General features: G+C 32.0%; 16 protein-coding genes. 11 read left to right on the top strand and 5 right to left on the bottom strand.

Annotated features, from left to right (window positions below):
* Positions 1-3 precede the first annotated feature (3 nt).
* The 5 genes from AAFP94_RS07710 to AAFP94_RS07730 all read left to right on the top strand — a co-directional run bounded on the left by AAFP94_RS07710 (position 4) and on the right by AAFP94_RS07730 (position 7,383).
* Entirely contained in the window at positions 4-1,068 is a 1,065-nt protein-coding gene (locus AAFP94_RS07710) for a lactonase family protein (protein ID WP_316661962.1), read from the top strand.
* A 115-nt stretch (positions 1,069-1,183) separates the two neighbouring features.
* Positions 1,184-2,719 (top strand): beta-N-acetylhexosaminidase, encoded by a 1,536-nt coding sequence (locus tag AAFP94_RS07715; protein ID WP_316661963.1) that lies wholly within the window; start codon positions 1,184-1,186, stop codon positions 2,717-2,719.
* Between the two features lie 155 nt (positions 2,720-2,874).
* On the top strand, positions 2,875-4,359 hold the full coding sequence (locus tag AAFP94_RS07720; protein WP_316661964.1) for a xylulokinase: 1,485 nt from the start codon (positions 2,875-2,877) through the stop codon (positions 4,357-4,359).
* Positions 4,360-4,369: 10 nt separating this feature from the next.
* On the top strand, positions 4,370-5,695 hold the full coding sequence (gene xylA / locus AAFP94_RS07725; protein ID WP_316661965.1) for a xylose isomerase: 1,326 nt from the start codon (positions 4,370-4,372) through the stop codon (positions 5,693-5,695).
* A gap of 35 nt (positions 5,696-5,730) precedes the next feature.
* Positions 5,731-7,383, top strand: a complete 1,653-nt coding sequence (locus AAFP94_RS07730) for a sodium:solute symporter (RefSeq protein WP_316661966.1) — start codon at positions 5,731-5,733, stop codon at positions 7,381-7,383.
* A gap of 27 nt (positions 7,384-7,410) precedes the next feature.
* Here the strand turns inward: AAFP94_RS07730 and AAFP94_RS07735 are convergent, their stop codons facing one another.
* Positions 7,411-7,563 carry an SsrA-binding protein gene (locus AAFP94_RS07735; protein WP_316661967.1) on the bottom strand — a complete coding sequence of 51 codons (153 nt, stop codon included), beginning with the start codon at positions 7,561-7,563 and terminating at the stop codon, positions 7,411-7,413.
* Positions 7,564-8,104: 541 nt separating this feature from the next.
* Here AAFP94_RS07735 and AAFP94_RS07740 point away from each other — a divergent pair.
* Positions 8,105-10,066, top strand: coding sequence for an endonuclease (locus tag AAFP94_RS07740; protein WP_316661968.1), 1,962 nt, complete (start codon positions 8,105-8,107; stop codon positions 10,064-10,066).
* 55 nt (positions 10,067-10,121) lie between these two features.
* Here AAFP94_RS07740 and AAFP94_RS07745 read toward each other — a convergent pair whose 3' ends face one another.
* The gene (locus AAFP94_RS07745) at positions 10,122-11,903 is read right to left on the bottom strand and encodes a M56 family metallopeptidase (protein WP_316661969.1); all 1,782 of its coding nucleotides are present in this window, start codon (positions 11,901-11,903) and stop codon (positions 10,122-10,124) included.
* A gap of 2 nt (positions 11,904-11,905) precedes the next feature.
* Positions 11,906-12,265: a BlaI/MecI/CopY family transcriptional regulator gene (locus AAFP94_RS07750; protein ID WP_316661970.1), complete on the bottom strand. Its 360-nt coding sequence runs from the start codon at positions 12,263-12,265 to the stop codon at positions 11,906-11,908.
* A 128-nt stretch (positions 12,266-12,393) separates the two neighbouring features.
* Between AAFP94_RS07750 and AAFP94_RS07755 the strand changes: the two genes are divergently transcribed.
* Positions 12,394-13,344, top strand: a complete 951-nt coding sequence (locus AAFP94_RS07755; RefSeq protein ID WP_316661971.1) for a calcium/sodium antiporter — start codon at positions 12,394-12,396, stop codon at positions 13,342-13,344.
* 57 nt (positions 13,345-13,401) lie between these two features.
* On the opposite strand, the gene AAFP94_RS07760 is transcribed toward AAFP94_RS07755, so the two are convergent.
* Together AAFP94_RS07760 and AAFP94_RS07765 are read right to left on the bottom strand one after the other, a co-directional pair.
* Positions 13,402-13,938 (bottom strand): thioesterase family protein, encoded by a 537-nt coding sequence (locus AAFP94_RS07760; RefSeq protein ID WP_316661972.1) that lies wholly within the window; start codon positions 13,936-13,938, stop codon positions 13,402-13,404.
* A 238-nt stretch (positions 13,939-14,176) separates the two neighbouring features.
* Entirely contained in the window at positions 14,177-15,187 is a 1,011-nt protein-coding gene (locus AAFP94_RS07765) for a glutamine synthetase beta-grasp domain-containing protein (RefSeq protein WP_316661973.1), read from the bottom strand.
* Between the two features lie 267 nt (positions 15,188-15,454).
* Here AAFP94_RS07765 and AAFP94_RS07770 point away from each other — a divergent pair, with 267 nt between their 5' ends.
* From AAFP94_RS07770 to AAFP94_RS07785, 4 genes are all read left to right on the top strand, one after another.
* On the top strand, positions 15,455-17,641 hold the full coding sequence (locus AAFP94_RS07770) for a glutamine synthetase III family protein (protein ID WP_316661974.1): 2,187 nt from the start codon (positions 15,455-15,457) through the stop codon (positions 17,639-17,641).
* Between the two features lie 175 nt (positions 17,642-17,816).
* Positions 17,817-17,963 (top strand): hypothetical protein, encoded by a 147-nt coding sequence (locus AAFP94_RS07775; RefSeq protein WP_316661975.1) that lies wholly within the window; start codon positions 17,817-17,819, stop codon positions 17,961-17,963.
* Between the two features lie 156 nt (positions 17,964-18,119).
* Positions 18,120-19,298, top strand: coding sequence for an AIR synthase related protein (locus AAFP94_RS07780; RefSeq protein ID WP_316661976.1), 1,179 nt, complete (start codon positions 18,120-18,122; stop codon positions 19,296-19,298).
* 245 nt (positions 19,299-19,543) lie between these two features.
* Positions 19,544-22,102 (top strand): adenosylcobalamin-dependent ribonucleoside-diphosphate reductase, encoded by a 2,559-nt coding sequence (locus AAFP94_RS07785; protein ID WP_316661977.1) that lies wholly within the window; start codon positions 19,544-19,546, stop codon positions 22,100-22,102.
* Positions 22,103-22,431: the final 329 nt, after the last annotated feature.

Genomic DNA, 22,431 nt, shown 5'->3' on the forward strand with positions numbered 1-22,431 from the left:
AATATGATTACAAATGCTAAAATTTTAATTTTCTTTATCGGTAGCTATACCCAAATGATATCACCTAATTTTGGCGGTAATGGAAAAGGTATATATTCAATGGCATTAAATACCGAAACAGGAGAAGTCAATATTCTTCATAGTACTCAAGCTACTAACCCTAGTTATATTGCTTTAAGCGATGACAATAATTTTCTTTATAGTATTACTGAAGTATCCCAAAAAGAAGAACCAGTTGTACAAGCTTTTAAAATAAATGAAGATTACTCCTTAAAACTCATCAATTCTGTGCCAATTGACGGAAGTTACCCATGTCATATTTTATATACTTCAAATGGTGTATTAGTATCTTGTTATGGTTCTGGAAATGTCCTCCAATTCCCAATATTGCCTTCTGGAGAGTTGTCAGAAAGTATTACTAATTATAAGCATTCGGGTTTTGGTGTAAATCCTGACAGACAAGAAATGCCACATGCACATCAAGCAGTTTTACACCCAAATGGCGTTGACGTCTTTGTGTCAGATTTGGGTATAGATATGCTTAAGGCTTATAAATTCTCGGGAGATAGTTTGGCAAAGAACGAAAATAACGATGTTAGTGTTTTAACAGGTGGTGGACCAAGACATATGGTTTTTAATGAGAAAGGTACGGTAGGGTATGTCTTAAATGAGTTGACAGGTGTTGTTTCAGTTATGGAAGAAGAAATGGGAAAATTTAATGTTGTAAATTCATATAATTCGTTGCCAACAAGTTATAGGAAGCAACCTGCATCTTCTGCCATAAGAATTCACCCAAACGGAAAATATTTATATGCTGCAAATCGAATTTTTGAAGCCATAACAATTTTTAAGATTGATGATGAAGAACTCAAACTAATTGATTACAATTTTACTGAAGGAGAAACTATACGAGAATTCAATATCTCGCCAGATGGTAATTGGCTTATCGCTGCTCACCAAAGTTCCAACGATTTGGTAGTTTACCATATTGGAAAAGATGGGAAATTAACTGAAAAATTTCGTACAAAAGAAGTTCAATCACCAGTTAGCATTGCTTTTAAAAAATGAGTAATGCTATAATTACTAATAATTAATAAGGATGAAATATTATAATCCTTATCTGTTACTGATATCAATTTTTGTTTTATTTAACGGATGCTCAACAATTAAAACAGAACAATCTATGCCTAATATATTACCTAAACCTCAATCTCAACAAATCATTAATAAATCGCTTGAATTATCTTCTCCAATAAAGTTATACGCTAATAATGAATTTGATTTAGCGGCAGATTTTTTAACTAGTTTTATCACTAGTGGAAGCGGCATGGAAGTGATGTTTGTGGATCAATTAAAGGATGCAACGATAATTTTGAAATATGATGAAGGAATTGAAAACCGAGAAGAATATGTTTTAGATATTAATGAAAATAGAATTAAAATATTATCTAAAACTAACAATGGTGCATTTTATGGCGTACAATCATTAAGACAAATGTTACCATTTTCTTTTGAAAGTGGAAATTATTCTGAAAAAAAAGTAGAACTTCCTTGTGTTGTGATTAATGATAAACCTCGATTTTCATATAGAGGTATGCATTTAGACGTTTCTAGACATTTTTTTAAAGTAGAAGAAGTGAAAAAATATATTGATCATTTAGCTATGTTGAAATTTAATACCTTTCATTGGCACCTTACCGATGATCAAGGTTGGCGAATTGAAATAAAAAAATATCCTAAACTAACTACAACAGGAGGATTCAGAGATGAAACTTTAATTGGGCATTATAGTCAAGAACCTGAACAATATGATGGCCAAAAGTATGGTGGATATTATACACAAGAGGAAATTAAGGATGTTGTGGCGTACGCAACAAAAAGATCAATCACTGTCATCCCAGAAATTGAGATGCCCGGACATTCATTAGCTGCTTTGTCCGCTTATCCAGAATATGGTTGTGTTGGTAACCAATACAAGAGTGCTACAAAATGGGGAATTTTTGATGATATTTATTGCAGTAAAGACTCTACGTTTACATTTTTAGAAGATATTCTAGACGAAGTGATTGCATTATTCCCAAGCACTTATATTCATATAGGCGGTGATGAAGCTCCAAAAAAGCGTTGGGAGAAATGTAATGAATGTCAATCAGTTATGAACAGAGAAGGAATAAAGAACGAGCACGAGTTACAAAGTTACTTCATTACAAAAATTGAAAAATACTTGAATGGTAAAGGTCGGCAAATTATTGGTTGGGATGAGATTTTAGAAGGTGGTCTTGCACCAAATGCTACAGTCATGTCATGGCGTGGAGATGAAGGTGCTATTCAAGCTGCAAAGCAACATCATAATGTTATTTTAACACCAAATTCGCATGTGTATTTTGATTATTATCAATCTGACGATAAGGATAATGAACCATTGGCAATCGGTGGGTACTTACCATTAGAGAAAGTTTATAATTTTAATCCAATTTCTAAAGAGCTTTCTATTGAGGAATCAAAGTATGTTTTAGGCGGGCAAGCCAATATTTGGACAGAATACATTCCCGATTTTAAACAAGTGGAATATATGTTTTTTCCTAGAGCTATAGCTTTGAGTGAGGTTTTATGGACATATGATAATCTTGAATATAAAGATTTCATTTATAGACTTTCTATTTTTGAAGATAGGTTAGATACTTTAAAAATTAATCATTTTACAAAATATAAAGACTAGTCTTCTTTTCGTGCAGACTCTTCAACGATACTAATCAATAACGACTTAAACAGTAGATAGATTAATCGGTTAAATAATTGTGTTTAATGATAATAGGCTTATTTTAGTTATTATATTTAATAATCTATATTATACTAAAGATTAATTGTCTTAATATGTTTTTTCTTGGTTACGATTTGGGAAGCTCATCTATTAAAGCTGCTATGGTAGAGGCCAAAACAGGGAAATCTATTGGTGTTGCACAGTATCCTGAAACAGAGATGTCTATACTATCTATTGAGACTGGTTGGGCAGAACAGGATCCAGAAATTTGGTGGACTTACATTGGTAAAGTAACTGAAAAGCTGCTTCGCAAAACTGGAATTTCTGTTGATAAGATTAAAGGTATCGGTATATCCTACCAAATGCATGGTTTGGTTATTGTAGATAAAAACCATAAAGTTTTAAGACCTTCAATTATCTGGTGTGATAGTCGTGCAGTAGAAATTGGTAATGCTGCATTTCAAGATATTGGAGAAGAGAAGTGTATATCTACCCTTTTAAATTCTCCAGGAAACTTTACGCTTTCAAAATTAAAGTGGGTTAAAGAAAACGAACCTGAATTATTTAATAAGGTTCATAGATTATTATTACCAGGAGATTTTATTGCGTTGAAGTTTACCGGAGAAGCAACTACAACCATTTCAGGGTTGTCTGAAGGTATTATGTGGGATTTTAAAGACAAAAAACCAGCCGATTGGCTATTTGACTATATGGGAATTAGTTATGACTTAATTCCTGAAATAGTGCCTACATTTTCAAATCAAGGAACTATAACAAAAATAGCAGCTAAACAAACAGGTTTGCCAGAAGGTATTCCCGTTTTGTACAGAGCAGGCGACCAGCCGAACAATGCACTATCCTTGAATGTTTTGAATCCGGGAGAAATTGCAACAACAGGAGGAACTTCTGGTGTTGTTTATGCGGTAACTGATAATAAAAACACAAAAGAAAGCTTAAGAATCAACAATTTTGCACATGTAAACTATTCTGTTGATAAGCCGAGAATTGGAAAACTGTTAAATATTAACGGAGCCGGTATTCAATATAGTTGGATGAAGCAACATATAGCTTCAGCTAATTCTTACAGAGACATGAACGAACTTGCATCTAATGTTCCTGTTGGATCAGATGGATTACGTATTATTCCTTTTGGTAATGGAGCTGAACGTATGCTGAATAATGCAAACAATGGTTCTGCAATTTTTAATCTTAATTTTAATAAGCATCAAAATCAACATCTATTTAGGGCAGCTTTAGAGGGCATTGCATTTGCTTTTGTTTATGGTATAGATATTTTAAAAAATGATGGTGTAAATGTTTCTGGAATGCGAGCAGGAAATGACAACCTATTTCGTTCAGAAATATTTTCAAAGACTATTGCAACCTTAATTCAATCAGAAATAAATATTATAGATACAACTGGAGCTATTGGAGCGGCCAGAGCAGCTGGGGTGAGTTGTGGAGATTTTACTACTTTAGAAGAAGTATTTTCAGACAACGAACAGGTATTATCATATCATCCAGTAAATGACCAACAAATTTATTTGGATGCTTATCATCTGTGGAAAAACGATTTAGAAACTAAATATAATAATTAATTATTCAAGAATGGCTTTAATTGGAAATAAAGAATATTTTAAAGGTATAGGAGAGATTAAGTTTGAAGGAAAAAAATCTGATAATCCTCTCGCCTTTAAGTACTATAATCCAGAACAAGTAGTTGCTGGAAGAAAAATGAAAGATTGGTTTAAGTTCTCTGTAGCTTACTGGCATACATTCTGTGGAGTAGGAGCTGACCCGTTTGGACCAGGAACTCAAAATTTTCCTTGGGATCAACCAATTGATGCCATAGATGCAGCAAAAGAAAAAGCAGATGCTGCTTTCGAGTTTATCACCAAAATGGGTTTTGATTATTACTGTTTTCATGATTTTGATTTGGTTCGTGAGGCTGCAACATTTTCAGAATCTGAAAAAAGATTGGCGATCATTGTTGATGTTTTAAAAGAAAAACAAGCAGCTACCGGAGTAAAATTACTTTGGGGAACGGCAAATTGTTTTTCAAATCCTCGCTACATGAATGGTGCTTCAACAAATCCAGATTTTAATGTTTTGGCTAGAGCAGGAGCTCAAATTAAACTGGCCTTGGATGCAACCATAGCACTAGATGGTGAAAACTATGTGTTTTGGGGCGGACGTGAAGGCTATATGAGTCTATTAAATACAGATATGAATCGTGAGTTAGATCATATGGGACGTTTCCTTGCTTTAGCAAGAGATTATGCTAGAAGCCAAGGGTTTAAAGGTAATTTCTTTATAGAGCCAAAACCTATGGAGCCTATGAAACATCAATATGATTTTGACTGTGCAACTGCTATTGGTTTCCTTCATAAATATAGATTACAAGACGATTTTAAAATGAATATTGAAGTTAATCATGCAACATTAGCTCAACACACTTTTCAACATGAAATTGAAGTTGCATCTGGTTATGGTATGCTAGGAAGCTTGGATGCCAATCGTGGTGATTACCAAAACGGTTGGGATACAGACCAGTTTCCAAATAACATTCAGGAAACTACAGAAGCTATGTTGTTGTTTATTAAGGCTGGTGGATTGCAAGGAGGAGGTATTAATTTTGACGCCAAGGTTAGAAGAAACTCCACTGACTTAAATGATGTTTTCCATGCTCATATTGGTGGAGCAGACACCTTTGCAAGAGCATTAATTACTGCGGACGCCATTATTTCAAATTCTCAATATGATGCTTTAAGAAAAAAGAGATATAGTTCCTTTGATAGTGGAAAAGGAAAAGATTTTGAAAATGGAAAATTAGATTTTAAAGACTTGTATAAAATAGCTAAAGAAAATGGAGAGTTAGATTTACAAAGTGGAAAACAAGAGTTATTTGAAAATATTATTAATCAATATATTTAATTGATTTAAAACTAACTAAAAATTCACTATAGCTTATGGAATCAGTATTGCAAACTCTAGACTGGTGGGTTTTGGGTTTATACTTTGCAGCATTAATTGGTGTTGCAGTATGGGTAGTTCTTCAAAAAAACAAAAATACCGAAGATTATTTTCTTGCCGGACGTAATGTTGGATGGTTTGTAATTGGGGCATCTATTTTCGCATCAAATATTGGATCCGAACATGTTGTAGGTCTCGCAGGAACTGGTTTTGAATCTGGCACACCGATGGCACATTACGAGCTTCATGCCTGGATTGTTTTGCTTTTAGGATGGCTATTCTTGCCATTTTATATAAGAAGTGGAGCATTTACTATGCCGGAGTTTTTGGAAAAACGATTTGATAGCCGTTCAAGATGGTTTTTATCTGTGTTCTCTTTGGTAGCTTATGTACTAACAAAAGTTTCCATAACTATTTATGCTGGTGGTATTGTGGTGTCTGAATTGCTTGGAATTCCGTTTTGGTATGGAGCTATAGGTATTGTGATTTTTACAGGAATTTATACCGTTATTGGAGGAATGAAAGCTGTAATATATACAGAAACCTTACAAACGGTAGTACTCATTTTAGGCTCACTTATTATTACATTTTTAGGCTTGCAAGAAGTAGGAGGTTGGGGACAATTACAAGAAACCGTAAGAGCCGCAAGTCAAGACCATTTTAATATGTGGAGACCAATGAGTGACCCAGATTTTCCTTGGACAGGATTATTGTTTGGAGGTACTATTGTTGGGATTTGGTATTGGTGTACAGATCAATATATTGTGCAGAGAACATTAGCGGCTAACAATATCAAGATTGGTAGAAGAGGAGCAATATTTGGAGCATATTTAAAATTGCTGCCAATACTTATTTTCTTAATTCCAGGAATTATTGCTTTTGCTTTAACTATTCAGAACCCTGAAGTTTTTAATGTAGAAAGAGCCGATAGGGCATTTCCTATGTTAGTAAAAACACTACTTCCTGTTGGGTTAAAAGGATTGGTGGCTGGTGGATTGATGGCTGCATTAATGAGCTCGTTAGCATCAGTGTTTAATTCGTGCTCTACAATTTTTACTATAGATATTTATAAAAAATTAAGACCAGAAAAAAGCGAGAAACAGCTTCTAAATATAGGCAAAGTGGCAACTGGAATTATTGTTGTACTCGGAATTATATGGATACCAATTATGCAGAAAATAGGTGGAGGAGTTATGTACCAATATTTACAGAATGTACAATCATATATTGCACCACCAGTAACTGCCGTTTTCCTTTTGGGTATTATATGGAAACGTGTAAATTCTAAAGCAGCTATAACAACTTTAATGGTAGGTCTGTTTTTGTTAATATTACGTTTAGGTTCCGAAATTTATTATCAACCACAAATTTCTTCTGGTGAAGAAGTTACGGGATGGTTATTTGCATTTGCAACTATAAATTTTGCGCACATGGCAATATTTATGTTTGTTTTCTCTGTAATGTTATGTGTTTCTGTGAGTTTAGCAACTACAGAACCTAACTATGAAACTATAAAAGGATTATCATTTGGAACACTTACAACCGAAGATAAAGCGGCTTCAAAATCTAGTTATGATAAGATTGACGTTGTACTTTCTGTGGTTTTAGTAATTCTGGTTATATTTATCTTGTCTTACTTTACGGGATAAATAAGTTGGTTTATTAAAATGAATATTTTAGTCTAAAGCATTTTTAGTCACGTACCATCTCCATCCAATAATGGCCATTTGTAGTTTATTGGCTTTAGAAAGATCCAATTGTTTTTTAGAGTAACTTGGTAAAACAGCTTTGTTGATTTTAGCTAAAATTTTGAATATTAACTTTTTCATATTGTAAAAATAGTAAAACTTATTCTAGAACTAAGTCTTACATTTTTATGTTCTATAAAGTAGATAGAATCAAGTCAATTAAAAATTTAGCAAAAGCAACCATAATGTATTAGTTTTTAAAGGTTAGACAATGTTCAGTTTTTGTTTTGTTTGAGCAATATATATTTTTTGATATTTATAGTCCAAATGTTTTATGTAAAAAGAATGCAATTGAATATAGATATGTAATATAAATTCATAATAATATTATAAATTGTAAGTATATTATCTTCAAATGAGTTTCAATATGTTATTAAATAAGTTAAAAAAGTTTTATATAGTAATATTTGTAGACTAATTTTGATGTTTTTTTATTGAATTTGATAAAAAAGATTACTATTTCGACGATTTTTCATTGATTTCATCTTTTTTTTTGTGAATTGCATGTTTTTTTGTTAAGAAGGCAGGTAGTAAAATTCTATATATTTTAAAGATTTTTGAAGTTCAATTTTTCTATAAAATTGAATGTATAAGTTGCTTATCTTTAAAAAAAAATCTTCCAATGAAATTTTATTCAGCATTAATCATTTTTTTAATATCACAGATTGCAATATCTCAAATAGTAATTAATGAGTTAGATTGCGACACTCCTAGTACAGACATCCTTGAGTTTATTGAACTAAAGTCTGATGTGCCCAATTATTCACTAGATGGATATATAGTTGTATTATTTAACGGTTCTGCATCTGGGGCCGATAGCAGCTATTTTTCTATTGATCTAACAGGATATTCTACAGATGTAAACGGATTGTTACTTATTGGAAGCAATAGTGTATCTCCTGTCCCTCAATTATTGATCTCTGCAGATATTATTCAAAATGGAGCAGATGCTGTAGCCATATATCTGGCAAGTTGGGAAGATTTTCCGGGTGGTACTTTAGCCACAACTACAAATTTAATAGATGCTCTAGTTTACGACACGAGTGATCCCGATGATGCTGCTTTAATGTCCCTTTTAGGTATTACAGAACAGATTAATGAGAATGAAAATGGAAACAAAGACAATGAATCTATACAAAGAAACAATGATGGAACATATACTGTAAAAGCACCAACACCAAGACAGCTTAATGATGGTAGTGGTGTTGTTTTAAATGGTGTTTTTATTTCTATTGATCAAACCCAATATGATGAAGGAGATGTGTTCGATATTACAATTACTACAGAACAAAATGTGACTGAACAACTCGATTTAGAAATCGTACTGGATAACGGAACCTTTGATGCTTCTGATTTTACTGGTAATACATTACTTTTAATACCGATTGGACAAAATTTGGTTTCGACTACAATTGCTTTAGTAGATGACAATGATGATGAAGGAGATGAAGTATTGAATATTATGCTTTTTGAGTTGCCCGAAGGTTATTTACAGTTAAATAATAATTTAAAAATAAGAGTTGTTGATGATGATTTTACAATAGCAGCATGGGGAATACCAACAAGCCCAACTTATGGTATGGTAACAAGTTCCCAACCGAATGGATATTATAACAGTTTGGATGGTTTAGCAGATACAGCGTTGCGTCAGGCACTACAAGATATTATTGCTAATCCGAGTGTTGTAAGAGCTCAAACTTATACCGATGTAATAGATATACTAAAACAAGCTGATCAAAATCCAGCCAATAGTAATGAGGTTTGGTTGGTTTATACAGAACAAGGTCGTCCAAAATTAGATTTTCAAACAGGTTCTAATAATACAGGGACTTGGAATAGAGAGCATACATATCCAAGGTCTCGAGGAGGTTTTGAAAGTATAGATTTGGATGATGTTGCAGATGGACCTGATGTATTCTGGGCAACCAAAGCAGATTCTTTAAGACATGGTAATTCAGATGCTCATGCTTTAAGAGCGGTTGATGGTCCAGAAAATAGTTCAAGAGGAAACCAAAATTATGGTCCTGCTGAATATGATGGACCTTCGGGAAATGTAGGAAGTTTTAAAGGTGATTTGGCTCGAAGCGTACTTTATATGACTGTACGCTACAATGGTATTGAAGTCGTAAATGGATATCCAACTGCAAGTCCTTCAGGCCAATTGGGAGATTTGGCTACCTTATTGGAGTGGCATAGAAGTGATCCTCCAGACGATTTTGAAATGAATCGTAATAATATAATTTATACATGGCAGTTTAATAGAAACCCATTTATAGATCAGCCCGATTTGGTTGAGTACATTTGGGGTAATAAGTTAGGTGAATTTTGGGATCAGTCATTAAGTGCAGAAGACGAAAGTATTATAAAAGTTAAGATATACCCGAACCCTACTAAAGGCGAAATTAACATTAGAGGTATAGAAGAGACTTCATTTATTAAAATTTACAATTCTCAAGGAGTAAAAGTTTTTGAAAACAAATATTTAGGAAATGTAAACATAAACTTAAATTTATCTAGTGGAGTATATTTAATGAATATAATTCAAGATCATAAATCAATTTTTAAGAAAGTTGTTATAGATTAAAAAAGGTGCTTAAACAAGCACCTTTTTATTCATGACATAACTCCAAATAATTATTCTATTTGGTAGTGATTAGAATAACACCATTTTTACCTTTATCTCCATATTTTTCTATGGCACTATTTCCTTTTAAAACTTCCATTTTTTCAATTTTATCAGAATCTAGTTCGTTCATGTCTTTCTCTGTGGCTTCATTATCGTCTATAATAATAAGTGGTTCTCCTTCTTCGGAATTCAAAAACAAAACTTTGTTTTTCCCTTTACCAATACTTTTCACTTTAAAAGAATTATCATCACCTACAACAAATACGTCTTCATCTTCCATAGTATCTTTAACAATGTTTCCATCTTTATCTTTTTTTAATATTATAATATCTTTATCGTCATCAAATTCTACATCTGTATCGCTATGGATGTGAATTACATTTTTGTCCGTAGCTACAGTATGTAATTTCTTTGAACTACCTACTTTTGCAACATGTACTTTAACATCTTCAGTTTCATCATCACTAAAATAAAATTCATTCTCACTTGCTACTTTATAATGATAATGACCATTCCCAATTGAAATATTATTTCCTTCTTTATCAAATGAAATTTTAATAGGCTTAATAGGCTCATCACCATTGATATTGTAGTTTGCATTGGATTCCTTGGATGAAACATCTATTTTTAAACCAGTAATTTCGCCAGAATCATTTCGCTTTACATTTTTGAATTTAACGGTTAAGCCTTCTTTTTTAAGTTGTTCTTTTACTTTATCAAAATCATTATCAGTAAAATCTTTTGTGATAATTACCATTTGATTATCCTTACTAATTTTTGCAATGTTTTGATTATTTTTTATAGAATTATTTTCAGAAGATGCTGTGTTGTTTTGTAGTGTCTCTACAGCAGCTACATGTGTATTTGCTCCTGCTTGAATAACCGGTGAAGCTTTTTCATAAATAACATCACTGGCAATAGACTCTAACGGTGGTACATCTTTTTCTATATAAACATTTTTTGTATTAAAGCTCATTAAAAACAAGCTTAAAAATGGTATAATTAACAGATATTTAAACTGCTTTGATTGTTTTGATTTTGATTTGTGTAACATAACTATTCGTTTTTTGATTAATGAATTATAGAAATTATTTGTTAGACCCAATTGATAAGTTGGAACACTCGATTTTAATAATAGGTATTGATACTTTTTTTTACAAGTAATATTGCTTTGTGCAAAATAATCTGCAATGAACTCTAAATTTTGTTGCATCTCTTTTTTGTAAAACCAAATAAAAGGATTAAACCAAAAGACAATTGCAGAAATTTGAGAAATTAATATATCCAAAGAATGATGTTGTCTAACGTGCACTTTTTCATGAATTAAAACTTGATTCAGCTCATCATCATTAAATTGATTTGGGTTGTAAACAATCCAGTTAAAAAATGAAAATGGAGTAATATCTTCATTTGTTTTCAGAAAAACGTATTTATCATTTTTCTCTAACAGTGTGGTTTTAAGTAATAATTTTCTTAATGAGAAAATCTGAATTAAAAAACGACCTAAAAAAAACGAGCCTCCTAAAATGTATATCCAAAAAACTAATTGGAGGATATCAAAAGTGTTTTCTGATTCAGATGTTATGGTGGCATTTTCAAAAACAATATTTTCTAAATTATTTATAGGAGCTTCTATATATATTGGTATAACTATAAAAGGAAATACAAATGCAATAATTAATCCTAATAACAGAAACCATCTATTTGATTGAAAAAAAGTTTCTTTTTGCAAGAAAACTTTATAGCAGATATAAAAAATAGCAATTATGGCACTGGCTTTAAGTAAATATTCCATAATTATTTTTTCTTTTCTATAAGTTCAATAATTTCTCTTAAGTCTTTTACACTTATCTTTTCTTCATTAGCAAAAAACGAAACGACATTCTTATAAGAGTTATTAAAATAACTTTCTATGGCAGAATTCATAAACTCCTGTCTGTAGACTTCTTTACTCACTATTGGGAAATACTGATGTGTTTTGCCATAAGCGGTGTATCCTACATAACCTTTCTCTTCCAAATTTCTAATAATGGTTGAAAGTGTGTTGTAATGTGGCTTATCAGTTTTAATTTCTGCTAGTACATCTTTTACAAAAGCTTTATTTAGCTTCCATAAGATATGCATGATTTCTTCTTCTTTATTTGTTAATTTTTGCATTTTTTAAAATTTGATATCAAATATATAACTAAATATATAGTTATCCAACTAAAAAAATAGTTATAAAACTAAATTTATAGTTTATTTAACATTTCAAACTAAATAGTATCTTCGCAAAAATTTGTTGGATGAGTGTCCTTTGGGTTATTTTAGGTTTTATTTTGTTAGTAGTTGGAGGAGAGTATTTAGTAAGGTCTTCTGTTGCACTATCATTTAAATTCAATATTTCTAAAATGGTAATCGGTATGACAGTTGTGTCTTTTGCTACATCTGTACCAGAATTACTCGTAAGCCTTCAAGCTGCACTATCCGGTTCACCTGCTATTGCAATAAATAACGTTGTTGGTTCTAACATTGCAAACATTGGTTTAGTATTGGGTATTACGGCTATGATAGGAGCTATTGCAGTAGATAAATCTTTTTACAAGATTAATTGGCCAGTAATGATGCTATTCTCCATTGTATTGTATTATTTTCTGAAAAACGATAATGTATTGTCTGCTATAGAAGGTGGTATTTTATTTGTAGGTCTTATTTTATTTTTAATTCTACTCATTAGAAATGCTAAAAAAGATGCTTACATTAAAGACATAGATGATGCACTTGCAGTAGTCTCAAACTTTAAAATATTTATATGGCTGCTTATTGGAGCGACAGCATTGTATTTTGGTAGTGATTGGTTGGTAAAAGGAGCTAGAGAGATTGCAGTTGCTATTGGTGTAAGTGAAGCAGTAATAGGAATATCTTTAATAGCCATCGGCACTAGTGTGCCAGAATTGGCGGCTTCTGTAATTGCAGCAGCAAAACAGGAAAAAGCTATTTCGCTTGGTAATTTATTAGGCTCAAATATTTTTAATATATCTTCTGTTTTAGGTTTAACAGCATTGATTAAGCCAATTCCAGTAACAGAAACTCAAATACTTACTAGCGATATTTTCTGGATGCTAGGTTTTGCAGCTGTTCTAATTCCGTTAATATTCTTACCAAAAATGATGGAATTCAGTAAATTAAAAGGTCTTGCATTGGTAATTGCTTATGGGATTTTCATGTTTTTAATTTTTACACAAGGAAAAATTTAAATTGCTTATTTAAGTAATGTTTTTAACGCTGATGTGCACAATTATATTTGTTTCAAATTATGACTTAGCATTTTTAATTATATCATAATCATTTTCAAAACTTTTTAGTATTTCGGAAAAAGATGTCAATTTATTTTTAGTTAAACCACAGTTAGCCATTATTTCATTAATGTTCTGTGCTTTTTTGTTTTTCCAAAATGTAATTTTTGTAAAACCTATTGCATAGATCTTGTTGTTTTGTTTGAAAATTTGACGATGGTAGATCCATTTTTCATCCCAACCTTCCAAAATTAGAGTAATGTCAAATTTAGTCCATCTTTTTAATGGCTTCTTATAAATAACTTTTTGAGAACCAATAACTCCAAACATTCCTTTTTTAACAGTATTTTCATAAAGACTTGAGCGAAACATAATTTCGTATCTAATTAAGTCCATATAATAAAAGTATTTGGAGTTTGCCATGTATCTAAAGGATTCACAATCCAAAATGCTAACTATTCTGGTTCTTTTAAGATTGGCATCAAGATTAACTTTTTTCCAAAATAACCTTGAACCAACAAATATGTAAATTAGATGTAACCAATAATATATCATTGTAAAATGTTTCGTATAGTTGATTAAGGGTAATTTTTTAAATCGTACACAATATGAAGATATGAACTTCAATTATTGTTTATTTCAGACCTATAACGAAGTTAGTAATTTATAAACAAAGTCAATCAATAAAAAAATGTAGTAGCATCGACAAAGTTTTTAACGAACATAGAGTATAAAAAAAGCCAGACAATAATCGGTCTGACTTTATTTATAAACAAAACATAAAATAATTTATCTAAACTATAGCAGATTTTACAGTTTTAATAATTCTACCAGCAATTTTATATGGATCTCCATTAGAAGCTGGTCTTCTGTCTTCTAACCAACCTTTCCAGCCTTTTTCAACAGTTATAATTGGGATTCTAATTGAAGCACCTCTATCTGATACACCATAAGAGAAATCAGATACGTGAGCTGTTTCATGTAACCCAGTCAAACGCTCATCATTAAACTCGCCGTATACTTCTATATGTTCATCTGTAACTGGTCTAAACGCTTCACATATTTTCTCATAAATTTCTCTAGAACCACAGGTTCTTAATATTGTATTAGAGAAATTTGCGTGCATACCGGAACCATTCCAATCACCTTTTACTGGTTTTGGGTGGTACTCAATATAGTAACCATATTTTTCAGTTAATCGATCTAATAAGTAACGTGCAACCCAAATTTCATCACCGGCTTTTTTTGCTCCTTTAGCAAATAATTGAAATTCCCATTGTCCTGGTGCAACTTCTTGGTTTATGCCTTCAAAATTTAATCCAGCAGCTATGCATAAATCAGCATGTTCTTCAACTAAATCTCTACCCCAAGTATAACGTCCTCCAACAGAACAGTAATATTTACCTTGTGGGCCTGGAAATCCACCACGTGGAAAACCTAAAGGTAAATCGGTTTTAGTATCCATTAAGAAATATTCTTGCTCAAAACCAAACCAGAAATCATCATTATCATCATCAATCTTTGCTCTAGCATTAGAAGGATGTGGTGTTCCATCAGCGCTTAAAACTTCAGACATCACTAAATAACCATTGCTTCTTGCAGGATCTGGATAAATAGCAACAGGTTTTAATAAGCAATCTGAAGAACTACCAGATGCTTGTTCAGTTGAACTACCATCAAATGACCAAATAGGACAATCTTCTAATTTACCGCTAAAGTCATCTTCAATTTTAGTTTTACTTCTCATGTTTTGAGTTGGTTCATGACCATCTAGCCATATATACTCTAATTTTGATTTTGCCATATTTTATAAAATTTAGTTAAAGCGCAAATATATATATTAAAATAAATACCTAATAAAGTTAAGGGTATAAATCTATATAATTTTATCCATTTTTATTAACACCCTATTTTTTTTAGGGTAAAAATGAAAATAATTTATTTTTTTAATTATATCTTGATTTTCTTTTAATAGCAAAAAAATCAGATTAATATAAAATTTATATATTTTAACACTATTTTTGTGAACCTTAATTTAATTCATTGTTTTTGATATTATAAAATTGTAAAAATGGCTAAAATTAGATTCCAAGCACTAGCTCAAGCTCTAAACAGGGAACCCGTGAATTTTGATGAAACTGTAAAGCGTTCAGAGCTTTTCGGACAGAATGTTTTTAATGAACAAAATATGCGTCAATTTTTAACAAATGAAGCTTATTTAGGAGTTGTAAGTGCGATAGAGCATGGTACCAAAATTGATCGTAAAATAGCCAATCAGGTTGCTTCTTCAATGAAACAATGGGCAATTTCTAAAGGTGTGACTCATTATACACATTGGTTTCAACCATTAACTGGAGCTACAGCAGAAAAGCATGATGCCTTTTTTGAACCCATTGGAGGAGGTTTGTCTATCGAAAAATTTGAAGGTAGCCAACTCACGCAACAAGAGCCTGATGCTTCTAGTTTTCCAAGTGGAGGCATAAGAAATACATTTGAAGCCAGAGGATATACGGCTTGGGATCCAACTTCGCCAGCTTTTATTTATGGAACTACCTTATGTATACCAACTATTTTTGTAGCATATACTGGTGAAGCACTAGATTATAAAACACCTTTATTGAGAGCCTTGCATGCAGTTGATGCAGCTGCCACAGATGTTTGTAAATATTTTGATAAGAATGTTAAAAAAGTAACTTCTTCATTGGGCTGGGAACAAGAATATTTTTTGATTGATAAAGCATTGGCTTCAAGTCGTCCAGATATCATGTTGACTGGAAGAACTCTATTAGGCCATTCATCGGCTAAAGGACAGCAGTTGGATGATCATTATTTTGGGTCAATCCCTACTAGAGCACTTAATTTCATGAGGGATTTGGAAACTGAATGTATGCTCTTAGGGATACCTGTTAAAACTAGACATAACGAAGTTGCTCCTAACCAATTTGAACTAGCTCCAATCTATGAAGAAGCAAATTTAGCAGTTGATCATAACTCATTATTAATGGACATTATGGGCAAAATAGCTTCAAGACATGGTTTTAAGGTTTTACTTCATGAAAAACCTTTTGCTGGGGTCAACGGTTCTGGCAAACACAATAATTGGTCGTTATCAACAGACACAGGTGTGAACTTATTAGGGCCTGGAAAAACACCCATGAGCAATCTACAGTTTTTAACATTTTTTATCAACACTATAAAAGCAGTTAATGAAAATGAAGAATTACTACGTGCTGTAATCGCATCTGCTAGTAATGATCATAGATTAGGTGCTAATGAAGCTCCTCCAGCAATCATTTCAATTTTTATTGGAAAACAATTGACGAAAGTACTTGAAGAATTGCAAGATGTCACAAAAGGGAAATTATCACCCGAAGAAAAAACAGACCTTAAATTAAATGTTGTTGGTAAAATCCCTGATGTTTTATTAGATAATACAGATAGAAACAGGACTTCACCATTTGCATTCACAGGTAACAAATTTGAGTTTAGAGCTGTAGGCTCTTCAGCAAACTGTGCTAACCCAATGACTGTTTTGAACACTATTGTAGCTAAACAACTTAAAGAATTTAAAATTGATGTCGATAAATTAATTGAAAAGAAAGAATTAAAGAAGGATGAAGCAGTTTTTAATGTTTTAAGAGAGTATATAAAAGCTTCAAAAAATATTCTTTTTGATGGTAATGGCTATAGTGAAGCTTGGGAAAAAGAAGCTCAAAAAAGAGGTTTGAGTAATAACAAAACTACGCCTGAAGCTTTGAAAGTGAGAATTTCAGATAAAACAATCGCTTTGTTTGAAGAAATGAAAGTTATGAATAAGGTTGAAGTTAATGCAAGATATGAGGTTGATGTTGAAGAATATATTATGCGTGTTCAGATTGAATCTAGAGTTTTAGGTGATATTGCCGGAAACCATGTGATACCAACAGCTGTAAAATACCAAAATACTTTAATTGAAAATGTTGCTGGATTGAAAGAAATTTTCGGCAACGAATTTGAAGAACATGCCAAAGAACAAATTATCCTAATCAAAAAAATATCAGAACACATTGAAGCTATTCATCTTAAAGTTCATAAAATGATTAACGCACGAAAAAAAGCTAATATAATTGACAATATAGAGGATAAAGCTGAAGCCTATTGTTTTAAGGTTAAACCTTTTTTAGAAGATATTAGATATCATTGCGATAAGCTTGAACTTATGATAGATGATGAGATTTGGCCATTGACAAAATATCGTGAATTACTATTTATAAGGTAAGGCCAAGTATTTTTTCTTCGATTATCCAAGTTTTTCTTCGATTAAAATAAGTTACTATTTCGTTATGTCGTTTTTAAAAGTTGTTTAACGAATTGTTAATAATTTTATTTGTGTAAAGAATTAAATAAGAAGAATGTTTTTTAATTTTACACTGCTATTAATCTATAATTTAATTATGAAACGGCTTATTATTAGTGTTCTCATGCTTATGATTGCAACACTTATATTCTCACAAGGCAATAAAAGCGAGAAAGAAAACAGCGATGTTAACCATGATTTGGTAAAAGTTGAAAAAGAACATAGTTCAAACGCTAAACTTTAATACCATTTATTTTTTCTTTTAAAATTGCTTAATTAATCCTCTTTCTTGATTATTTAATTATTCTGTTATTTTCTTTTGCATTTTTTATAAAATTTGAAATAAAACTTAAGTGTTAAAAATTAAACAATCCTTACTTTTGTGACTCAAAATGAATTCATGAGTCAAGAAGTTAGTAAAAGATATGCTCAAAGAGGTGTTTCTGCCTCGAAACAAGATGTCCATAATGCCATAAAAAAAATTGACAAAGGCTTATTTCCAAAAGCATTTTGTAAAATAGTCCCTGATTATCTTACCAATGATGATGACTACTGTTTAATTATGCATGCCGATGGTGCAGGCACAAAAAGTTCATTGGCATATATGTATTGGAAAGAAACAGGAGATATATCTGTTTGGAAAGGCATTGCTCAAGATGCCTTAATCATGAATATTGATGATTTACTTTGCGTTGGTGCCACAGACAATATCATGCTTTCTTCTACCATTGGAAGAAACAAAAATTTAATTCCTGGAGAAGTTATATCAGCTATTATTAATGGTACTGAAGAATTAATTTCAGAATTAAAGACCTATGGAGTAAACATTCATTCAACGGGTGGAGAAACGGCGGATGTAGGTGATTTGGTACGAACTATAATTGTTGACTCAACTGTAACATCCAGAATGAAACGCTCTAAAGTTATAGATAATGCTAACATTCAAGCTGGAGATGTAATAGTTGGGCTGTCATCTTTTGGGCAGGCTAGCTATGAAAAAGAATACAATGGCGGTATGGGGAGCAATGGATTAACATCTGCACGCCATGATGTGTTTTGTAAATATTTAGCTAAAAACTACCCAGAAAGCTTTGATGCTTCTGTACCCGAAGAATTAGTATATTCTGGTAATATGAAATTAACTGATAAAGTTGAAGATTCACCTATTGATGCTGGAAAATTAGTTTTGTCACCTACAAGAACGTATGCACCCATTATAAAGAAAATACTATCAAAATATGATTGTAAATCCATTCATGGAATGGTACATTGTTCTGGTGGAGCACAAACCAAAATACTTCACTTTATAGACAACCTCCATGTTGTAAAAAATAATTTGTTTCCAATACCACCATTGTTTAAATTAATACAGCAACAATCTAACACCGATTGGAAGGAGATGTATCAGGTATTCAATTGTGGCCATAGAATGGAAATGTATGTTTCTCCAGAGATAGCAAATGATATTATAACTATTTCTAAATCATTTAACGTAGATGCCCAAATTATCGGTAAAGTTGAAGAATCTGAAACAAAGAAACTTACAATAATAAGCGAATACGGAGAATTTAGTTATTAATTTTAAGTAAGTTTTTCCAAACTTATCTATAGTAAAAAAAATAATTTTTTATTCATAATTACTTTTAAATAAAAATACAAAATTTGTTAACTATTTTTTGTTGATAAATTTTAAATAATTGATTATCAATGGTATAAAATTATTTCTTGTAAACTTTATGATTTTTGTCATGTTTCAAGTTTAAAATTTTTACGTTATTTACAACTTCTAAAATAAGTGTAAAATTCTTAAATTAATCCAATAACATGCAAATACAAACCCAACCTATTGTAAAACCTAAAACTTACTCTCAAGAAGATGCTTTTGAAGCTTCTGTAAAATATTTTAATGGCGATGATTTAGCTGCTCGTGTTTGGATTAATAAATATGCCTTAAAAGATTCTCAAGGTAATTTATTCGAACTTACTCCTGACGATATGCACAGACGTATTGCAAAAGAAATTGCAAGAATCGAATCACGTTACCCAAACCCATTATCCGAAGATACTATTTTCGATTATATAAAAGAATTTAAATACATCGTGCCACAAGGAAGCCCTATGGCTGGCATTGGCAATCCGTATCAAATCGCTTCACTTTCCAACTGTTTTGTAATCGGAAACGAAGGTAATTCCGATTCCTATGGAGGTATTATGAAGATTGATCAAGAACAAGTGCAACTTATGAAACGTCGTGGAGGTGTTGGTCACGATTTGTCTCATATTCGTCCTAAAGGATCACCTGTAAAAAATTCTGCCTTAACATCAACAGGTATTGTACCTTTTATGGAACGTTATTCTAATTCAACAAGAGAGGTAGCTCAAGATGGTCGTCGTGGAGCGCTCATGTTGTCGGTTTCAATCAATCATCCAGATTCTGAAGATTTTATTGATGCTAAATTAGAGCAAGGTAAAGTAACAGGGGCCAATGTTTCGGTTAGAATTGATGATGAATTTATGAAGGCTGTTAAAGGAAATTCAACTTACACGCAGAAATATCCTATTTTCAGTCAAAACCCAAAGTTTTCTAAAAACATTGAAGCCAATAAGCTTTGGAAAAAAATTGTTCATAACGCATGGAAATCGGCAGAACCTGGAATTTTATTTTGGGATACCATCATCAACGAATCGGTTCCAGATTGTTATGCAGATAAAGGTTACAAAACAGTATCTACAAATCCGTGTGGTGAAATCCCTTTGTGTCCTTATGATTCTTGTAGACTGTTGGCAATAAATTTGTTTTCTTATGTAGAAAATCCATTTACAGAACAAGCTACATTTAATTTTGATTTGTTCAAAAAACACATTCCTATAGCACAACGCATCATGGATGATATTATCGATTTAGAGTTGGAAAAAATTGATGCTATCATTGCTAAAATAGATGCTGATCCAGAATTAGACGAAGTAAAAGCAACCGAAAGAAACTTATGGTTTAATATTAAAACCAAAGCATATGAAGGACGTAGAACTGGAATTGGTATTACTGCCGAAGGTGATATGCTGGCAGCTTTAGGGATTAAATACGGAAGTAAAAAAGGGAATGCGTTTTCCGTTGAAGTTCATAAAACTTTGGCAATTGAAGCATATAGGGCCTCGGTTTATTCGGCTAAAGAGCGAGGATCTTTTGCCATTTTTGATGCAGAACGTGAAAAAAACAATCCGTTTATCCAACGCTTAAAAGAAGCAGACGATAAGTTATATTACGAAATGTTGGAAAATGGACGAAGAAACATTGCCTTGTTAACGATTGCTCCAACAGGAACAACAAGTTTAATGACACAAACATCATCAGGAATTGAGCCTGTATTTTTGCCAGTTTACAAACGTAGAAGAAAAGTAAACCCAAACGATAAAAATGTTCGTGTAGATTTTGTAGACGAAGTTGGAGATTCTTGGGAAGAGTATGTGGTATTTCACCACAGATTCAAGCAATGGATGAAAGTAAATGGAATAGATACCAATAAAAATTATACTCAAAAAGAACTGGATAAGATTGTTAAGAAATCACCATACTATAAAGCAACTTCTAATGATGTGAATTGGATGAGTAAGGTAAGTATGCAAGGTGCTGTACAAAAATGGGTGGACCATTCCATTAGTGTCACTATCAATTTGCCTAACGATGCTACTGAAGAATTGGTAGGTAAATTGTATTTGGAAGCTTGGGAAGCAGGTTGTAAAGGCGTAACCGTTTATAGAGACGGTTCTCGTTCAGGTGTATTGATTTCAAATGAAGAAAAGTCTGAAGATGAGACTCAAGAAATGCTAACAGCGTTCCCTACCAAACGTCCACAAGTGTTAGAGGCAGATGTAGTTCGTTTTCAAAATAATAAAGAAAAATGGATAGCCTTTATTGGCTTGATTGATGGAAAACCTTACGAAGTCTTTACAGGTTTGGCAGATGATGAAGATGGTATTTTAATACCTCGTTGGGCAAATAATGGGTTGATTATTAAAAATAGGAACGAAGACGGAACCTCTCGTTACGATTTTCAATATAAAAACAAAAGGGGTTATAAAACTACTATTGAAGGCTTGTCTCATAAGTTCAATCCAGAATATTGGAACTATGCAAAACTTATTTCAAGTACGCTACGTCATGGCATGCCAATTGATAAAATTGTAGATTTAATCAATAGTTTACAGCTGGATAGCGAATCTATAAACACGTGGAAAAATGGTGTGGTAAGAGCACTGAAACGTTATGTTGCAGATGGAACACAAGCCAAAGGACAAACCTGTACCAACTGCAGCTCTACAAGCTTAATTTACCAAGAAGGCTGTTTAACATGTAAAGATTGTGGTTCTTCAAAATGTGGTTAAATTGTAAGGGGTTTTAAAGTATTTATGTAAAACATTTCAATACTAAAAAGAAAGGAATTGTTACCATACAATCAATTATAAATATGGTACCGAACAAACTGAAGTTAGAAACGCCTACAATCTTGTAAAATCCCAACCTTTTTCTAATTTGTCTCTCTTTCAAAATAAACCATAGAAGTCCAATTAAAAAGAGTTTAATTAAAATAGCATGATAAATGTTGCAATCATTTACAGCTACCAAAAAATTAACAACAAAAGACCATACAAGTAATGGCTTATAATATAGGATTATAGATCTTATTTGGCGTAGCATAATAAACTAATAACGT

The organism is Gilvirhabdus luticola (genome assembly GCF_040117515.1).
GTDB classification, from domain to species: Bacteria; Bacteroidota; Bacteroidia; order Flavobacteriales; family Flavobacteriaceae; genus Gilvirhabdus; species Gilvirhabdus luticola.